General features: G+C 44.5%; 13 protein-coding genes and 1 pseudogene. 2 read left to right on the forward strand and 12 right to left on the reverse strand.

Annotated elements, in window-relative coordinates; genetic code table 11:
* Window positions 1-527 precede the first annotated feature (527 nt).
* From DS891_RS00005 to ettA, 8 genes and pseudogenes are all read right to left on the reverse strand, one after another.
* Window positions 528-1,985: a HAMP domain-containing sensor histidine kinase gene (locus tag DS891_RS00005; protein WP_174168456.1), complete on the reverse strand. Its 1,458-nt coding sequence runs from the start codon at window positions 1,983-1,985 to the stop codon at window positions 528-530.
* Complete coding sequence (locus DS891_RS00010) at window positions 1,982-2,713, reverse strand: response regulator transcription factor (protein WP_174168457.1); 732 nt, start codon at window positions 2,711-2,713, stop codon at window positions 1,982-1,984. Before DS891_RS00010 ends, DS891_RS00005 begins: the two co-directional genes overlap by 4 nt.
* A 52-nt stretch (window positions 2,714-2,765) precedes the next feature.
* Window positions 2,766-3,473 (reverse strand): spondin domain-containing protein, encoded by a 708-nt coding sequence (locus DS891_RS00015; protein WP_102056368.1) that lies wholly within the window; start codon window positions 3,471-3,473, stop codon window positions 2,766-2,768.
* Between the two features lie 9 nt (window positions 3,474-3,482).
* Window positions 3,483-4,181: a spondin domain-containing protein gene (locus tag DS891_RS00020; RefSeq protein WP_174168458.1), complete on the reverse strand. Its 699-nt coding sequence runs from the start codon at window positions 4,179-4,181 to the stop codon at window positions 3,483-3,485.
* Window positions 4,182-4,425: 244 nt separating this feature from the next.
* Complete coding sequence (locus DS891_RS00025; protein ID WP_174168459.1) at window positions 4,426-6,393, reverse strand: FAD-dependent L-amino acid oxidase; 1,968 nt, start codon at window positions 6,391-6,393, stop codon at window positions 4,426-4,428.
* Between the two features lie 365 nt (window positions 6,394-6,758).
* Window positions 6,759-7,922 (reverse strand): annotated as a pseudogene (locus DS891_RS00030) (glutathionylspermidine synthase family protein).
* Between the two features lie 53 nt (window positions 7,923-7,975).
* Window positions 7,976-8,341 carry a PilZ domain-containing protein gene (locus tag DS891_RS00035; protein WP_010378318.1) on the reverse strand — a complete coding sequence of 122 codons (366 nt, stop codon included), beginning with the start codon at window positions 8,339-8,341 and terminating at the stop codon, window positions 7,976-7,978.
* Between the two features lie 226 nt (window positions 8,342-8,567).
* Window positions 8,568-10,232, reverse strand: coding sequence for an energy-dependent translational throttle protein EttA (ettA, locus tag DS891_RS00040; RefSeq protein WP_010604458.1), 1,665 nt, complete (start codon window positions 10,230-10,232; stop codon window positions 8,568-8,570).
* A 462-nt stretch (window positions 10,233-10,694) separates the two neighbouring features.
* On the opposite strand from ettA, the gene DS891_RS00045 reads away from it, so the two are divergent.
* Window positions 10,695-12,635 carry a LodA/GoxA family CTQ-dependent oxidase gene (locus DS891_RS00045; protein ID WP_174168460.1) on the forward strand — a complete coding sequence of 647 codons (1,941 nt, stop codon included), beginning with the start codon at window positions 10,695-10,697 and terminating at the stop codon, window positions 12,633-12,635.
* 11 nt (window positions 12,636-12,646) lie between these two features.
* Window positions 12,647-13,726, forward strand: coding sequence for an NAD(P)/FAD-dependent oxidoreductase (locus DS891_RS00050; protein WP_174168461.1), 1,080 nt, complete (start codon window positions 12,647-12,649; stop codon window positions 13,724-13,726).
* Between the two features lie 156 nt (window positions 13,727-13,882).
* Here DS891_RS00050 and DS891_RS00055 read toward each other — a convergent pair whose 3' ends face one another.
* The 4 genes from DS891_RS00055 to DS891_RS00070 all read right to left on the reverse strand — a co-directional run bounded on the left by DS891_RS00055 (window position 13,883) and on the right by DS891_RS00070 (window position 19,717).
* A complete protein-coding gene (locus tag DS891_RS00055) occupies window positions 13,883-15,178 on the reverse strand; it encodes a PAS domain-containing sensor histidine kinase (protein ID WP_254605628.1) in 1,296 nt (431 codons plus the stop codon).
* A gap of 8 nt (window positions 15,179-15,186) precedes the next feature.
* The gene (locus tag DS891_RS00060; RefSeq protein ID WP_174168463.1) at window positions 15,187-16,557 is read right to left on the reverse strand and encodes a sigma-54 dependent transcriptional regulator; all 1,371 of its coding nucleotides are present in this window, start codon (window positions 16,555-16,557) and stop codon (window positions 15,187-15,189) included.
* A gap of 68 nt (window positions 16,558-16,625) precedes the next feature.
* Window positions 16,626-19,013 (reverse strand): FtsX-like permease family protein, encoded by a 2,388-nt coding sequence (locus DS891_RS00065; RefSeq protein ID WP_174168464.1) that lies wholly within the window; start codon window positions 19,011-19,013, stop codon window positions 16,626-16,628.
* The gene (locus DS891_RS00070) at window positions 19,010-19,717 is read right to left on the reverse strand and encodes an ABC transporter ATP-binding protein (protein ID WP_130164581.1); all 708 of its coding nucleotides are present in this window, start codon (window positions 19,715-19,717) and stop codon (window positions 19,010-19,012) included. Before DS891_RS00070 ends, DS891_RS00065 begins: the two co-directional genes overlap by 4 nt.
* Window positions 19,718-19,726: the final 9 nt, after the last annotated feature.

Raw genomic sequence — 19,726 nt, forward strand, 5'->3', positions numbered from 1 at the left:
CAATGCAGGTGATGATCGATACAAGTAAAGAAACGCAAACTGCGTATGCACAGAATGGTGAGGCTCAAAAAGCGGTAACTGTTCCGTCTATTAATTAGCAAAACAAAAAAGCGGCGCAAATTTTTGAGCGCCGCTGATTTTCACAATATCAAACTCATTTTAAAATAGGCTCTCACTCAATCCCGAACTCTCCCACATATTCCCGTAGTTTTCGCACAATTAGCTATAGAGTTTTTGTACATTGGATCACAATACATCGCGAGATAAACTCGCTCCAACCTCTGCATAAGCACAGTGCGACGTGGTAGGCGGTTTACCCGCCGATTTGTATGCATACACATCCAAGTCGAAAACGCTGAAGGCTTTCCCAATCTACAAAGTGATCACCTTCTCGAGATAAACTCGCTCTCACTACAGCATAAGCAAAGTGCAATATGGTAGGAGGTGGTTTATCCACCGATTTGTATATCTATACGTCTAGAATATGCTACTTTCCTGTAGGTACCTAAAGAAGGAGAATTAGCAAATCAAAGTGGCAGTGTAATTGTAAATTTACAACCTCGGTTTAGCTTGCTTGATACGCTAATATTTCCTTTTAATAATTTAACGAGCTCGTTTGTGATCGCAAGGCCTAGCCCTGCATTGTGTTTGCGGTTACTTAGGCTATTTTTGGCCTGAAAGCTAGCGTCGAATATATAGGGAAGATCAGCGGCGCTTATCCCAATGCCAGTATCATTAACACTCACTAAAGCAATATCTTGTTGCTGCTGTAATGTGAGCTGTATTTCGCCACCAGCATCAGTATGTCTGATAGCGTTATCGATGAGGTTTGATAAAATCCTGTCTAATTTCCCGATATCACTGTATACACTAACTTCGCTTGCTCTCGGGCTTATTGAGATGGTTATTCCGCGCCGTTTAGCTTGCAATGTAAATTTAGCCGCAACGTCATACATAAGTTCAAGTAGATTAAAGGGCTCAATATGAAGTTTGGTATGTCCTGCTTCTAGATGGGCGAGTTCAAAAATTTGCGCGATAAGATGATTGAGCTGATTTATATTTTTGCTGGCAATTTTGATGTGTGAAACGATATTTGTGTCACTCGTTTGTTTTTCTATCAGTTCGATGTAACCTTTAAGCGAGGCAAGTGGTGTGCGGAGATCGTGGCTTAGCTGTGAAAGTAGTTCTTTACGTTGTTCATCTTTGAGGTTAAGTGTGGTTAATTGCTGCTGAATTTTATCCAGCATAGCATTGACGCTGCGACCCAGCTGATGGATCTCATCATGTTCTTCGGGCCAATTTATTTGAGCATCACGACTAATATTAAACTGGTTTTGGCTGACATGATCTATATATTGAGTCAGTCTGGACACGGGCTTAGTGATTTTATTAAGTAGTAGCAGGACAACAACCAGCAAAAAGAACAAAGTGCCTAATAACCAACTTACACCAAGCATCACCTTGTCTGAATTTTTTAGTTGCTCAATAATGCTATCGTATTTTGATGAGCCGATGATGATATATAGATAACCCTGCAAAATATCTTGATTAAATACAGGGGCTACAGAGAAAATTTTACTGCCGTTAACGCTCCTCGGATCATCTCCAAATACAGGTAGTTGGCTATCGCTCTTTAGGAGTTTTTTTAAAGGGGTAACATCAATTTTCTGACGTTTAACCTCTCCAGGGGCGGCAGAGTAAGTTAATAACTTACCTTCAGGGGAGACGAAGTAAAACTCGAATGAGGGGCCTAAGAGCATCAAGGTGTGAAATAGATTACTCAAACCGTCATAGTCGTACACTCCCTCTTTTATCAAGGGATTATCGTCAACAAGATGGGTCGCAAGTGCGAGGTGTAATTGTTGTTCTGCTTGAGACTTAGAGACTTGAGATAGCGCTTGAGTCCACCACACAAAAATCGCTGCAATGACAACGAAAGTGACAAATAAGATCAGTGCGAGTTTTTTGTAGAGTGAGAGCTTCATACGCTTTGCCCGTAAAGAGAGGCTGAATTTAATTTGTAACCAACACCCCATACTGTTTCTATCACCGTATTATTTGAAATAGCTTCAAGCTTTGCCCTCAGACGATTAATATGGGAGTTAACGGTATGCTCGTATCCTGAGTGTTGGTAGCCCCATACTGATTCTAATAACTGGGTTCGAGAAAACACGTGATTTGGGTGTTTAGCAAAAAACTGCAACAGCTCAAATTCGGTTGCAGTAAGGTCTAATCTAACATTAGCCAACGAAATTTCATGACAACAGGCATCGATAACTAAGTTTCCAACTGCAATTTTATCGCGTGGGAAGTCCACATTTTCAGTCTGCATTGGTTGCTTAAGTTGCCTGACATGGCGTAGCTGCGCTTTCACTCTTGCTTGCAACTCTCTCGTATTAAAAGGCTTGCATATATAGTCGTCCGCACCAACTTCTAGTCCAATGATCCTATCGATATCGCTACTTTTTGAGGTGACGATGATGACACTACTCATAGGGTGAAGCGCCTTAAGCTCTCGACAAAGGGTTAGTCCATCCATATTAGGTAGCATTAAATCCAGTAAAATCACGGCAAAATCGTTCGCTTTAGCAGCCGACAATACTTGACTGCCGTCGGCAACATGCGTGACCTCTAAAGCTAACTCCTCTAAATGCACTTGGAGTAATCTCGCTATGTCTAAGTCATCTTCAACTAGCAACACGGTTTCTAACATAAATAGCCCTTTATGAAAGCGCAAACGCCTATGGCAGACGTTTGCGCATAGGCTATTTAATTCTCTCGATAGTGACTGCAAGCAGCGGGTTATCAAATTTATGGATACTAGTGAGCGTTGAACTTTGGAGTCCATCATCACTACCAACTACACCACTGTGCATCGTCACCATGTTGTGATTATCGTTGCGCTCTGCGTTAAAGCCCTCACCGCTGTCTGCTGGGCCTGGTATGGTTCCCGCGGCTTCACTATTCAGCTCAGTGCCAGCATCGTAGGCAAGTGTTCGATACATTTGCACCTCACCTACGGGCAACGCAGAGACGTCTATAGCATTTAGACCGGAGAATCCATCATTGGTATTCACCATCATGGTTAATAGCGATAATTTAAGCTCAGAAAGGTCTGTAGTTTTGATGGAAAGGTTGGTTGTCGCACCGGGGCCTAAAGGTCCATCCGTTGAGACGGATGCTTGTGTCATCTCGTCGGCTATAATATCGCTGTTATTTCCGCCCTCTGCAAGTTGCTCTAATGCTTCACTTGCTGGCATGCCGACAGTAAAGTAATGACCAGACTGATGAAGCAGCGCTGCAATTGGTGACATAGGCTGTGCGTGTGTAAGGTTCGTGATAGTGATGGCAAACTCATACTCAACTGGCTCTGGCTCAACCGGAGGCTCTGGCATCACCATATTATTGTCATTGTCTCCACATGCACTGAGCAGGAGCGCAGACATGGCAATTAATGCTAATTTCGCTTTCATAGCTCCCCCTTATTTTACGGTTACTGTTACTTTAGCTACGGGATTTAACCAACGGTGCACGGTGTTATGCAGATCGCTATTACCGCCGACTTGCTCGTTGTCACCTACGTTGCCTCTGTGAATATGGACCATGGTGTTTTCTTCACTTGCTGTGACGCTAGCACCTTGAGTTCCAGGAGCTGCACCTGGCGATGCCGGGATCCCTAAAATACCGGGTGCACCAGAGCCTTCGACAACCAATTCATTATTCGCTTCAGTACCCGCATCATAGGCATTAAGGTAAACTTCATAGGTGCCGGCAGCGCTTGGAATAGGCCACGCATTTAATCCTACAAATCCATCATTGGTAGGAAGTAGCATTGCCACAATTGAAAGATGCGTATTTCCCTCACTGGTAGATATCATCGCCATTGTAGAGCCTGCGGGTGCAAGTAGCCCCTCAGCTGGGTTGGCGACCATATTGGCGTTTGAGCTTTCGAGGATTTGTCCTAAAGCTGAAATGTCACCGCCTTCGGCCATGGCTTGCAATGCTTCAGAAGCTTGCTCACCGAGTTTGAAAAGAGCGGTATCTTGATTATGAGCAGCCACCAGTAAAGGCGTATAGTAAATACCGTGAGTGAGGTTAGTGATTTTTACTTCAAGGTCTTGTGCCAACGCAGCGCTTGATAAACACGTTGCGACTAATGTTGTCAGGATTTTTGCTTTCATGATGTACTCTTCTTATTAGGATTAACAGTCTCCTTATCATGGCTGCAAGATATTGAGATAGGCTCACGGAGTTATCACGTTTTTATCACAAAAGCGTAGAATACTTATCACAGGGCTCAGATCAGCGGAGCTTGGACTAACTTGAAATACGCCGGAACGGTTTTAGTTGATCGAAAACTATCAATTAGTTCTGCAAGGTAGGGATAATGAGGAGTAAAAAACTCCTCGTTACTAGAGAGGCGGGTTAGGGCTTATCGAAATAACTGAGGTTGACGCCAAGCACACTATTGGCATCAGCAAGCGTTACTTTGTCTTTAGTATTTGGCGAAAAATTAGGATCGATATATTCCATAATCATTTCATTAGCAATTTTTCGATAGGCGATTTGTATTGCTTCTGACGAGCTACAGCCTTGGTCTGTTTCAAAGACTTCGCTTAGTGGCGCTAAGCCAAACCCTTTTTGTAGCACTAAATCTGTCGAACGTAATGCGCCTTCTACCCAGCCCTGATAATCAGAGTAAGCTTCACCGCAGGTAAACAGATTTGGCAACGGCTCTACTAAATCTTCGATGACGTCTTTATCATTCGCTCCAATCGCCCATTGATGTACACCAAAACCAAATTGAAGATTTTCAGGGACATTGAAATTCACGTTCCCTTCCCAAATTCGAGCGCTTGTGAGGGTGGGCTGTGGAACATAATGTGTATTAAAAATGTCTTTAAAGAATTGTGTCGCTTGTCGTACAACCGCTTCCGAGGCTGGAAATATATCACTGGGAATAGATTCAACGAGTTCCGACTCACGAGGGTGATGATAAAGCTCACCTTTATTTTGCAGTGCACTCCAAAAATTAATATTTAGATAATCACAGTAAATAGTCAATGCGGCTGGGCGACTGTATTTAGCGGCTTCTATCCCTTCGAGTTTGTGTTGGGTTTCAGAGTTAGGCTCGGCATGACGCTCGTTATACATAAGCGCGGCTGCGAGTTCATCATCTAAAGCATAAAAGGGATAAACAGAACCCGTTGGTAAATCGGCAAAGTTAGGTCCAAAGCTGACAGCTGGGCGGCCTGTCATGCCGGTTCCCCACCATGCAGTGTCGTAATATAAATTAATCTTCAGGAGCGGTTGGTTGCTTGTGCTTTGCAATGTATCCCATAACGCATCGCGCCGCTGCTTTGGTAGCTGTTTGAATACATCTGACGCTATGAACAACTTTTCAAGCGCGAGCCTTGGCAGCCCTAAAATAAGCTTTTCAGCTTTAAATTTTCCTTCGCTTATCTGTCCGTCTTGCTCGGTTTTGGTGTACTTAAGTACATAAAGATTGTCTGCTTTATCAAAGGCGATGCTATCGATGCTCGTTTGCAGGTAAATCTTCTCTTTACCTATTTTATCCACCAGCGCGTTTGGCAGGGTGCTAAAGCCGTCTTTAAAGGTTCTAAATTCGACATCTGCAGGAAAGTCTTCCAAAAGCTGATAGGCAACCCCCGCATTCATTTTCGATAAGAAGGTGCCATTAAAGCCCAAAACACGATACAGCATGGTGATACATTCTTGGCTATAACCCATATCAGTGAGTAAATCCCACAAAGACCAATTACATAGTGGCTCACCTTGCCATTGACATTGCAGACGGAAATCCTGCCAAAACTCTGGGCCGCGAACCTCTGGCCTTGAATCGAACTGTGGATTCACTTGCAAGATACGATTAAAAACAACATTAATAATGTCTTTGGGATTAACACCTTGTTCGTTTGGGTCGAGGTTATAAAGTGCCGACCAAATATGATAGTCGTCTTGTTCGGCATCGTTTACCGAAAAGCTGGTACCGCGAAAGTAGAGCCGGTTATTACCGCCGCTATTCATGGGGAACGGGACTATCTGATCTTCTAGGCCTAACTTTAGAAAGAGGGCCATTAGGTCATCCATACCCTCAAATAGAAACCGCATACCACCTTGTTCTTCTTTGACTGTAATGGTGCTGTCAGGCTTTGCTCCTGCGCGGTTATCTCTGAAATGGATAAGATCTGAGTCCAATCTTCCACCTGTGCGGTTGCTGCGCTCAAAAATGGCGAAGTCATCAACGTCTGTTTCGCACTGTAATCGCCAAGCGCTATACAAACCAGACATGCCAGCCCCTATCACTGCGACTTTGACCGCTTCTGGAATGGGTTTTTGACTAATGTCTGTACCTATTTTGTAGTGAGTCATGTGAGTTCCTTAGTCGACGATGTCTCACACTTTTGAGGCTGACTGCTTTTATACCAATTGGCATTACTTCCTAGCTCGCTAAGTGATCTATAACGTATCTATGCACTCCAACCTGTTGAGTGCACTTCCCAAAAATTTGTTGCAACAAGCCAGGTATTGTTTTCTCAACTTGATGCAAAACCCAGTTACTACTTTAGTACACTGGTTAAGTTTGTGTTAATTTTTGCGGCGGGTTTTGCCAAGTGTTTGTCTAAAAAAGCACGAATGGCATGAATTTAATAAGCTTTTATTCTCGGCTAAACACTAATTTGAGAGATGGAACACATTTGTTCCATACCGACTAAGTTATTTAATGTTCAATGAGTTTAGCCAACAATTATATGGGGTAAGAAACGGCTAAGATCTTGGGTGATCAGACTTTTATCTTCACGGACACCAATTCCAACTGCTTTATCGCCGACAATCCATGAGCCGATGAGCGTATTGAAGCCTGCAAATTTGGGTAAAGGTGAGTAAGCTTGATAAATATAACCTTCTTCGCCATATCCACCTGCAGACTGTGCAAGCAGCTGTTGATCTTTTCGGATCTCAATATTCGCGCCTTCACGAGAAAATAATGGCTTCTTCACATAGTCGGACTCACTACTTGCAATTTTATGCTTGTCCTGTTCAAAGTATGCCGGTAACAGATTTGAGTGATTTGGAAAGGTTTGCCATAGCAAAGGTAAGATTACTTTATTAGATAAAATCGCTTTCCTTGGAGGCTCTAGCCATTGCACTTTTGCTTCCGATAATTGTTCGCTATATTCATCTTGAAACATAAATTCCCATGGGTATAGCTTAAACATCCATTGGATTTTTGAATCATCAAGGTCGACAAAGTGTTGGTTATCAAATCCGATATCTTCGATAAAAACTTGTTTCGCTTTGAGTCCGGCTTCCATCGCGCAACTGCGCATATATTGAATGGTGCCCAAGTCGTCAAAGCTTTCTTTGCAGCAAGAAAAGTGTAGGGGAGCACCACGGTAGCATGTATGCAGTTGATAAAAGCGCTCTATCAGCGCTTCTTGAAGGTCATTTAATTGATCCGCATTACGTGGTAACTTACCGGCTTTTACCTGTTCTTCAAGCCACTACCAGTAATCCGTTTCGAATAAGCTGGTGGGCGTGTCGAAATTGGCCTCCAGCAGCTTGGCTGGTGACTTTCCATCGTAACTAAAATCAAAGCGACCATAGAGCGCTTGGTCTCGATGACGCCATGAGCGAGTCACTAATTCCCATTGAGACTCAGGATTAGCAAACGGTTGCAGAAGAGACTCGTCATTACACACTAAATCGACAAGGTGTAAGCGCATTTGGTGGAGTTCGTCACTTGGATCTTCCAAGTCTTGCTCAATTTGCTTTAACGTAAATTGATAATATGCACTTTCGTCTCAATACTTTTCACCAAGCATAGTATGAAACTCAAAGCCGTGGGCTTTTGCTTGTTCACGCCAGTGTGGGTGTTCATCAACAGAAATTCTTAACATAAGTGTAAAATCGATCCGTCTAATATCAATTAGCTTAATTAAGCGAATTGGTATTAATCATCATCGTAGGTGAGCTGCTCTAGCTCGCGATGAAGTATATCATCATCTCCCAGGTTAAGTTCAATAAGGCGCTTTAAATGCGTCACACTATCGAGATCGATTTGGCGGCAATGTACACCTAGATGACCTTCTTCAACGTGACGAACCTCTACCTCCATTGTAATTTGAATATCACTACCAGGTAGATAAAAGTTTAAACTTGCAGGGTCGTTTTTAAGTGGCACATAGCCATCGGGCAGGGTGAGTAATGCGCCATTGAGCGACAAATCCAAGATTTCGCAGCTAAAATCACCGCTTGAGGCCATAAACTGTGCCTCGTTTGAAAAAATAACTCTGGAAAAACGTCGACGTTCTTTCATTACTGATCCTAATAGTCCGTATAGGTAAAGAATAGCTTATATCATTGTGCTCGCTACTAACAATGACAATAAATTACGCCGCTTGGATGGGATTGCTACTGCAATTTGATTTGCGACTTGCCTCCACAGTGCGGCATGAATAAAGCTAAGCAAGTATTAAAAAATAAAAAAGGCTCCTAACGAAGAGCCTTAGATTATCATCGTTGATAGACTAATGTTTTAATTGTTAGCCAATCTTCTTATATTTGATACGTTTAGGCTCTGCCGCCTCAGCACCAAAGGTCTTCTTCAACCATTCTTCGTATTCAGTGTAGTTGCCGTCAAAGAAGTTGATTTGGCCTTCATCACGGTAGTCTAGAATGTGGGTCGCGATACGGTCTAGGAACCAACGGTCGTGCGAGATACACATAACGCAGCCCGGGAATTCTAAAATCGCATTTTCTAGGGCTCGTAACGTTTCAACGTCTAGATCGTTGGTTGGTTCATCCAGCAACAGTACGTTACCGCCTGCTTTTAGTAGTTTTGCTAAGTGCAGACGATTGCGCTCACCACCAGACAGCTCTTTTACAAACTTTTGTTGGTCATTGCCCTTAAAGTTAAAGCGGCCAACATAGGCGCGGCTTGGTACTTCAAAGTTACCAATTTTAAGAATGTCTTGGCCGTTAGAGATCTCTTGGAATACGGTGTTATTACCGTCCATGTCATCACGGAACTGTTCAACAGTGGCGATTTCAACCGTTTCACCAATAGTGATGTTACCACTATCTGGCTGCTCTTGACCGCTTAGCATTCTAAACAGCGTTGACTTACCCGCGCCGTTTGCACCGATGATCCCAACAATTGCACCTTTAGGTACGTTGAAGTTCAAATCGTCAATCAACAATCTGTCACCGAAGCTCTTACGTAAGTTGCTCACTTCAATCACTTGGTCGCCTAAGCGAGGACCAGGTGGAATGAATAGCTCGTTGGTTTCGTTACGCTTTTGATAGTCGTTTTGCTGAAGCTCGGTAAACTGCGCCATACGTGCTTTAGACTTAGCTTGACGACCTTTTGGATTTGAGCGTACCCATTCAAGTTCTTTTTCAATCGACTTCTGGCGTGCTTTCTCTGATTTTTCTTCTTGCTTCAAACGTGCATCTTTTTGCTCAAGCCATGAAGAATAGTTACCTTCCCACGGAATACCATGGCCACGGTCAAGCTCTAAAATCCAGCCTGCTACATTATCTAGGAAGTAGCGGTCGTGGGTGATCGCTACCACTGTGCCCTCGTAGTCATGAAGGAAGCGCTCCAACCACGCAACCGACTCGGCATCTAAGTGGTTAGTCGGTTCGTCAAGAAGCAGCATATCTGGCTTCTCAAGTAACAGGCGGCAGATAGCAACACGGCGTCTTTCACCACCTGATAGGTGCTCAATTTTCGCATCCCATTCTGGTAAACGAAGCGCATCGGCAGCGCGCTCAAGCGCATTATCTAGGTTGTGGCCGTCATGTGCTTGGATGATAGCTTCTAATTCGCCTTGCTCTTTAGCTAGCGCATCAAAGTCAGCGTCTTCCATTGCGTACTCTGCGTACACTTCGTCTAATCGATTCAGGGCGCGCTTAACTTCGCCAACTGCTTCTTCAATCGTTTCACGAACGGTTTTGCTTTCGTCTAGTACAGGTTCCTGCGGTAGGTAACCGATCTTAGTACCAGGTTGCGGACGTGCCTCGCCCTCGAATTCGTTATCCACACCCGCCATAATGCGAAGTAAGGTCGATTTACCTGCACCATTAAGGCCTAAAACACCAATTTTAGCGCCCGGGAAAAAGCATAAAGAAATATCTTTCAGAATAGTGCGCTTAGGTGGCACAACTTTGCTCACCCGCGACATGGTATAAATATATTGAGCCATGAGTTTCCAATCTCTTTTTTAAGTTAGATGTATTTTAGAGAAAGCCTTCCTGTGCTGCAATGTTGTGGACTACATGATATAAAAAATATAAGTTCCTTCGCTAATTAACTTGAGTTGTGGATAGTTAATACCTTTCTAGCAGTCAGTTCCAGTGCAAACGGTGTTTAATTACTAACCAATAGCTATATTGGTTAGCAAATTCGCCTTGCTTATAGGAAGCTGGCACCATAGCGAGAGAAGGATGCGGAAGCGGTGTTTTCCCTAAAATTCTCTGGTTAGACTAGGAGGTAAATTAAGTTGTACTTTAACAACAATGAGTTAGAACATTCCCTATCCAAATCTTAGATTAAGCAAAATATTTTCGTGTTTAAGTTGTAATTCGATGTAATGGTTTAAGTCAGAAATAGCTTCTACACTGCAGTAATGCTTCATGAATTGAACCACTGTAAAAAGGATTACAACATGTCACATCACTGCAATCAAAACCCCATTGTTTCAGCTGCCATATACCCACCCATAGGTGTAATGCGGGTTGGTAACAGTCCTGAAGAATTTTTTATTGGCCCTGAGGTCGATACCGCCATTCCAAGAGATATGAATTACTATCGCGATAGCACGGGAGCGTTGAAGCGCCAAGCCGCGCGTTTTCGTATTTATGGATTGGACGCCGAGGGCAACATCGTTAAAGAACTCACTTGCGACGATGGCGCTTCTATCATTTGGCATGCTCGCTTGGCTAATCAAAAAGCATCTTGGTATGAGTTTCAATTAGCGTTGGATATTCCAGAGGCGATGGAGGCCGAGCCGAGTTTACTGCGCAACCTCAATGTAAATGACCGTGACAGCTTGCTCATTGATGGTGGGGCGCAGCAGATCAGTGGTATTGCTTCTGGGTGTGGTTGTAGTCGCTTTGAAGGATGCTTTGCTGGTAAAAAAGTGTACTTAGGCGAAATGCGTACCGATGACAAGGGCCGCTTACTTATGCTTGGTGGACACGGGGTGTCAGAAAATCCTCAAGGCCACGAGGCGATCACGTTCGGTAATAATGAAGGCTGGTACGACGATACTTCGGACGGCCCTGTAACTGCTGAGGTGAAATATCAAGGCAAAGCACTTGATGTGAAACCTGCATGGGTTATTTGTGCGCCACCAGATTACGCGCCAATGCAAAAATCTCCGCGAACCATGTGGGATTTAATGCGCCAGGTTGCAGTTGATGCCAAGATGCTACCAGCACCTGAAGGTAACCCCTCCTTTAGTAAAGACATTCTGCCAATTTTCCAAAGGTTAACCGATTTACAATGGGTTAATGCGGGATTTGCCGCAGGGTTTGGCTGGAATAGCCCCTTTGATTTTACTTCAGAGACTTGGATCAGCCGTTTAAATGACAACTCACGCACATGGCAAGAAGCAAGACGTAATCTCTTTAATAACTTTAGACAGATAGAAAAAGTCACCACAGCGGATGAAAAACATAGTTGGAACCCTAAATTTGCTGCTACCGCACCGCAGCTGTGGCCTTGGTTGTACGGCGATGCGATGAGTGTAGATGCCGATGACTCGCCAAGGCAGTTTGTCACCCTGACAGAAATTCAGTTGAATATGTTACAGCAGTGGTCGAATGGCGAATTTGATTCTGATTACGACCCTTGTTATCGCCCCCCAACCAGCATTGATGAAATTCCGGTTGCTGAGCAACCAGAGATGTTAACTAAAGCGGCGATGGAGTTCTGTTTAGCGGATGCTTTCCATCCTGGATGTGAAATGACTTGGCCAATGCGTACAGCGGGCATGTATAGCGAGGCTTTCCGTCTTAAGCATTCAGAAGATACTGCACCGACCCACGGCACCAATTATGGCGTGGAAATGACATCAGAAATCGCGCTGCATTCGAGCGGCCCATTAAAAACGGGGCAGGTTGCTGGTGGCATTACGCGTTGGATGGCCATTCCTTGGCAAACAGATACCGCGAGTTGTCGCGATGGCTACAATGAAGCTTACGACCCTTATTTACCGACCTTTTGGCCTGCACGAGTGCCAAATAATATGCTTAGCGAGCAAAATTATCACAGGGTAGTTGATGAAACTAGGCCATTTGCAGAGCGACAAGCAGCATTTAATGACCGGGAGCTGTGGCTAAACGATTTGCCGATAGGCCCTTCAAACAACTATATTGAGCAGATCAACAGTATGATCACTGGGTTTGGTCAATTGGCGGTGGTATTACCGAAGACAGAAAAAGGCGTAACAGGTTTTCCAACCACCATGCAAGTAGGGTTAACACCAGTCAAAGCTGATCACAAAGCAGAAAAACTGCTGACAACAAGTCGTAATGAAAGCATGCGAGATTGTCGTCCTGATTTGTCACAAACCGACAAAGCACACCGCCGGAATCGCAAATAATAAGGGCTAATATGGCTGAAAGGAAATCGGATATTGTAATTGTAGGTGCAGGCATTGCAGGATGCATTGCTGCACTTGCCTTGCATCCTCACTATCAGGTGATAGTAGTCGATAAGCTCGCCGCAGCTAAAGACAAAGTGGGCGAGTGTTTACCGCCTGCGGCGTCTAGAATTCTCAAAAAGCTTAACTTGTTGCACTTACTACAAAGCCCGGAACATCTCACTTGTCACGGTATGATTTCGTTTTGGGGTAGTGAATCGCCTACCATAGTGGATAACGTTAAAAACCCCGATGGTTTGGGGTGGCACATTCATAGGCAGCATTTTGAACAGCAGCTTCGTGATCAATTAGTGCTTCGTGGTATCCCTTTATTATCTCCTACAAAGCTCACTGATGTGGTGCAAACACAATCAGGGTGGCAAGTTAGGGTTGAAGGTTGCGACACTGACATGTCTATCACGACAACACTGCTTATTGATGCCACCGGTCGCGCCTGTCATCTGGCGAGGCGACTCGGTGCAAAACTACAACAGTTTGATAAGCAAATGGCACTGTGGCTTACCGCAGAGGTTGCCACGACGAAACAGTTTGCGGTGATAAGCGATGAAGAAAATGGCTGGTGGTATAGTGCGCCGAGCGCGGCATGCTCTTCACTCGATCCTAATATGCAGCCTCGGGTGTTTTCTTGGCAGGCTTGCGCTGATGCGATCAAAAAGTGCAACATTACCAACGCTCAAGATTTTTTAGCCAAAGTAAAGCAGGTGAGGGGATTTAACACCTTAGTGGACTTGGTGAATATAGAAACAGCGCACCTGCACCCAATGGTAAGTGCAAATTCGGCCCGTTTGGATAGTTGCGCAGCAAAAGGCTGGTATGCGGTGGGTGATGCGAGCATGAGCTTTGATCCGCTCTCTTCGCAAGGTATGTTGCATGCCATGACCAGCAGCATGCAACTTGCGGATATGCTGCTGTTGCACGGTACGGATTACAAACATGGCGCAAAATTATATCAGTCGCAAATGGATAGAGTGTGGATGCGCTACCTTGAGCATCGGCAGCACTTTTACGAGGGCTCAAAGTTAATCGGTTAACACTTATTATTACTTGTTTGGACTAAAGCAAAGTTTGAATCGAAAGAATGCGGCAACATCTATAGTGGTGAAACCAATACCATTGCTGCTGGCCGTCAGTTGATTGCGATGCTTAAAATGTCTGAATAAATGTTGCCTAGAAGTGGCGGTGAACACTCACTTATTCACTGCCACCAGTGGAAGCTGAATATGAGCAATTGCGCCTTGCGCATCTTTACGATTGGTTAAGCTCAGTTTTCCGTTATGCTGTTCAACGATATTTTTAGCTAAGATGAGACCAATCCCTTTACCCGCTGCTTTAGTGGTGTAAAAAGGTACAAATAGGTTGTCAGCGTTCTTTATGCCATGACCTTCATCGAGTACTTCAATACCTGCGAATTTATGATTGTGGTACGCTTTGACATAAACAGTATTGCGCTCACCTCCAGCTTCCAAGGCATTTTTAATCAGGTTTACAAGTGCCTGCTCAAGTAAGCTTTGATCAATTTGCAGCGTAAAGTTCTGTTCAATGGTTAATCTCACGCGATTGTCAAAAAGCCCTACGAGCGGCGTTAGTAAGTCACTTATGGATATCGCTTCTATATGAAGTTGATGCTGTTTTGCAACGCTTGCATAGCGATTAACAAATGACATCAGGCCATCGCTGCGCTGCACAATCACGCCAAGCGCTTGTTCAAAATCGGCTTGATTTTCTTGCGTGGTGGGAATTTCTATCAAGGTTTGAGCAAGTGACTTAATCGGCGAGAGAGAATTATGAATTTCGTGGCTGAGCACTCTGATCATTTTTTGCCAAGCGTCGCGCTGAGCTTGACTGACAACCGCTTGCACATCGGTTAAGATCACTAAGTGCGCCTGCATGCCTGCAATGGTAAGCTCGCTATAGCGAAGTTGCCACTCATCACCTAAGGTGGGGTGGTTAAAGTGCCAATGTCCACTATGATACTCAAGGCTAAACTTATGCGCTTTTAATAAACGCTGGCTTTGCCATGGTTTGCCAATCCAATTTGAGAAGGCTTCATTGGCATGCACCAGTGCAGTGTCGTTATCGAAAATTACGATGGGGCTGGGCAGTTGTTCAATGAGTCTGAACAGTAATATGGCTTGGTGGTCTCGCTCTGATTTGAATGATTGCAGCTGCTGACATAATTGCTGTGTTTCTTGCAGCAAACTGTGAAGAATTCCCGAGCTGTCAGAGGTGTAAAAGCGCTGCCCATACTCTTCGTTTTTAATCGCCTCTATGGTGGTTGAGAGGTGATAAAAAGGTTGTATTACGCGCTGTTTAAAATGATACAGCAGCAGTGCGAGCGGACAAAGGACAAGGATAAAGTAGGTGATAACACTGAGTGTTGAGACCTCAAGGATGACCATAAAAAAAGCGCTGAGCACGGTGAACAGCAACCAAATAACCAGACAAAAAATCTCGATAGTCTGTTCAAAGTTAGGCTTTTTCATAGGCAAGCTCATCGTGTTTTGATATCAAACTTATCAAGGCGACGATATAGGGCACTTTTACTGATCCCAAGTAAAACAGCTGCATCTTCCACATTATCATGGCATTGGCACAGCGCCATTTTAATCAACTTTTGCTCGGCTTGATCTAGCGTCATCATTTCGGGCTCACTCTGCTCTGTGGTTACCACAGATTTTAAAGAAAGCGCGCTTTCTTCAATTTCAGTGCCATCACACAGCAAAATCGCACGCTCCATCATATGGCTAAGTTCACGGATATTACCCGGGAATGCGTAACTTTGTAGTCTTGTTTGTGCTGCATGAGACAAAGGTTTTACGTCTAGTTCGTAGGTCATTGCGTGCTTTTGAATAAAAAAGTCGGCCAGCGGAATTATCTCTGTGCGACGCAAGCGCAGTGGTGGGATCTCAAACTCCATTGTATTTAGTCTGAAATACAGGTCACTACGAAATTGACTTGCTTGTTGTTGCGACTCTAAATCTGCATTAGTTGCGCTAATAATTCTACAGCTTGCATGCTGCGTTTTGCTCGAGCCAACAGCTTCATATTCCCCTGTTTCTAATACTCGTAGTAGCTTCGCTTGTTGAGGCTCTGTGAGTGTGCCTACCTCATCCAAAAACAAAGTCCCTTGCTCAGCCATTGAGAAACGACCTTGTCTATCCTGTTTAGCGTCAGTAAACGCACCTTTCACATGGCCAAACATTTCACTTTCAAACAGTGACTCTGGAATGGCCGCCATATTGGTGCTCACAAAGTTGCCTGTGGTGTTACTTTGCTGGTGGATGTAGCTGGCAATTTGTGATTTTCCTGTACCATTTTCCCCTCTAAGCAATATATTCGCTTTGGTTTTGGCAATGCGATCAAGTTGGCTTTTTAGCGCTTGCATCGTAGGGCTTAACCAGAGTAACGCATCAGCATGGTCTACATTTGGCGCTATTTTAGCTGTGGTTAGTAGGGGGGAAGCCGATTGTTGTTTTGCAGTGATTTGCTTTAGCCCTAAATGCTTTTTCACCATCATTACTACAGCGTGGTTGTCCCAAGGCTTGGCAAAAAAGTCTTTGGCGCCGCGCTGCATGGCTTCGACGGCGAGTTCGACGCTAGACCAAGCGGTCATCGCAATAAAGGTTGCGCTACTTTGGCTTGCATACTGACTCAAAAAAGCGAGACCTTCATCGCCGGATGTCGTATCGAGCTCATAGTTCATGTCTAGCAGTACAATATCAATGTCGTGCGCATTGAGCTGCTTAGCGGCACAATAAAGACTACTACTTTGGAAAATGGTAAAACCGTGGTTTTTTAGTAAAAACTGTAAGCTAAGGCGGATATCGGCCTTGTCATCAACGATTAAAATTGAACCTTGCATAGTGTGTTGTAGGCAAAGAGCGTTTACACGCCACGCTTTGCCTACGCATTCCTGTTGTTATTATTAACTTATTCGTCTCTTAGCGCTTTAATGGGATCTTGGCTTATCACCCTTTGCACAGGTAAATAGCTTGCGATGAGCGCAATCAGCAGCATGATAGGGATTGTCACGATAACAGCGAACCAGCTCACGGAAATAGCTGTTGTACTTATCTTTGTCAGTATCCCATATCCGATTGCAACGGTTAATGCACTCACTCCAAGGCCAATCATTACCGGTGTTAGACTCTGCTTGAGCACTTGTGCTATCAGTTTGTGTGTATGTGCGCCCAACGACAAGTGAATGCCAAGCTCATAGCGACGCATTTGTACGCTGTAGTTGAGCACGCCGTAGATCCCGGCGCCAGCTAGGCTTAAGGTAAGGGCTAATAGAGCGACAGTCAACATTGCTTGCAGCCAAGTTTGTCTTAACCTCTGGGTTAGCATGCCATCTACAGGCTCAAAAAAAGCAAAGTTTAGACTCGGATGAATGACCTTGAGAGCATGAGTTAATTGGACTTTTGACAGTGCAGAATTCCCCTTGATAATAAAAGATGTGCTGCCTTCAGTGACAGGCAAGTAATAGCGCTCTAAGGTATAGCCTCGGTTGCCCGTAGGTACGTAAATATCACTCACAACCCCAACCACTTTTCTTGGCACCTCTCTGTCAGCATAGAGGGTTTGACCGATTGGATTTTCATCTTTGTACAAACGCTTAGCGAGTGAGGCCGAGAGAATTATTTCATTGTTGTCTGAGCCTGAGGCCATGATCGGTGTAAACCGGCTTCCTTGCTCAAGTGGTAGTGAAAGCGCAGTGAAACCGTCTTCGTCGTAAAAGGACAAACTGACGATACCGATCAGCGCAATATTTTGGTCATACAAATAATTTTGCCATCCCATTTGCAAAGGCGAAGCATAACTTGCCGATATCGATGTGATGCTCGCTTGATTGGCTAAAAGCTGTTTGATTTGCTTGCCAAGCTCAAAGTTATCGATTCCTGTGGCACTGCCGTCGATACGGACATAGTACAAATGCTCAGTATCAAACCCAGTGGGATGGGTCATTTGCGCGTATGCGGGAACTAATTTGTTGGCTGCAAGAAAGAGTAAAATACTGGCAAAGCATACTTGTAATGCCACCAACACTTGACGAGTACGCTTGGAAATTTGCGCGCCAGTGCCTTTACCGCTGCTGTGTAGCGCATCTGTTAGGGCATAATAGTTTACTTGTTTGCTGGTAAACCAGGCGATGAGTAGCGCCATTATCAGACTCAGTGCACAAGCAACCACTATGGTCGGCCAATCTAGAGTTAAGCCCTGCATGCGACTAAATAAATAGCTCAAGTCGTTTGCTAACCAAACATTCAACCACTCGGCAAGCAATAATCCGAGTATAGTAGCTGCCCCCACTAACAGGACGCTTTCGCAAAACATACTGACAAAAATGTGAGTAGGCTTTGCCCCCAGTGCCGCTTGAATTGCCATGGTGCGCTGTTTTTGCGCAGCCCTTGAGAGAAATAAATTAACAACATTGGTCAGGGCAATGAGCACCAAAACCGCAGCTGAGAACAACAAGGTAATGGCGAGCTCATCACTTCGTGCAACTATTTTGTCGCGCAGTGGTGTAAACTGAGCGCCAATTCGCGTGTTAGGCGCTACGTTTTCACGGGATTGGTAAAGCGTGTTAATCTGTTCGCCCAGCGCATGATTCATCTGCTCAATGTTTACACCTGCTTTCAGTCGAGCGATACCGTTAAACTGGCTACTGATGTTATTCCAGTGCGAGGTGGTGGTGACAGGCTCCGGAAAGCTACTAAAGCCGCTAACGGGAAAGCCACCAAAGATCTCAGGCACTTCAAACGCTTCTCCCGTTACTCCGATAATTTGATAGCGTTCACGATCTATGGAGGTGTAGCTACCAACGATATCTGGATCGGCATTAAAGTGCGTTATCCAAGAATGATAACTCAGGACTAAAACTTTTTGTTCATCGCTGACGCCTTCGTCTTGCTTTAGCGCGCGACCAAGATGCAGTGGCGTGCCTAACAACTCAAAGAATTCGGGAGTCACTCGAATTATGTCTACCGTGGGCATATCCTTAATGTCCATAAAACGAGATGATACCAAGTGCATCATCGTCATTTTGTCGATAAATTGCTTATCTTGATATAGCTGAAACTGGGTGGAGAGCAGTTGGAATCCATATTGGGTTTCTCCATTAATGGTTTCGCTTTGATCGGTCACCCACAGCTTATCTGCATCTGGGTAGGGGAGCGGTTGCGTGATCAATCTATGGTTGATATTAATCACTACCGTTAGCGCTGCTAAGGTTAATGCTAGGGTGACAAGTACGGTAAGACTAAATCCCGGAAGCTTCCTCAGATTTGACAGTGCGAGCTTAAATTCCTCTTTTATCATCCCACCATCTCCAAATTCATTTCATCCACCATCACCCCATCTAACAAGAACAGTTTACGTTTTGCCATGTCTGCATACCTAGGGTCGTGGGTAACCATACACATGGTTGTGCCTTGGGCGTTTAGGTCGCTCAGCATGTTCATTACGGCATCGCCATTTTTTGAGTCCAAGTTTCCTGTAGGTTCGTCAATAAGCAGAATATCTGGCTGATTGGCGAGTGCACGGGCGATGGCGATACGTTGCTGCTGTCCGCCTGACAGTTGATTGGGCTTATGTTCTGCTCTGTGGGTCATTTGTACTAACTCCAAGCAAGTCATTACCCGTTCTTTTAACGCAGTATTTGAGAGTGCAGTGCTACTGTACTTGATAGGTAAGGCGATATTGTCAAAGACGTTCAATTCATCAATGAGATTAAATGACTGAAACACAAAGCCAATATGTTTATTTCTTAGTGTGGCTCTTTGGTTGACGTCAAGGTTACTGACATCGTTACCCGCAATTGTGTAGGTGCCGGTGCTTGGGCTGTCTAATAAACCAAGAATATTTAGAAGTGTTGATTTACCGCAGCCCGATGGGCCTGAAATTGACAGATATTCGCCCTGAGTTACATTGAGGTTTACGCCACGCAGTGCCAGTGTTTCCATTCCGCCGAGGACAAACTTTTTAGTGATGTTTTTAAGTTCAATAACGTGTTTATTATTCATTGTTCTTCC

This window comes from Pseudoalteromonas sp. JC28, assembly GCF_013319255.1.
Lineage (GTDB): Bacteria > Pseudomonadota > Gammaproteobacteria > Enterobacterales > Alteromonadaceae > Pseudoalteromonas.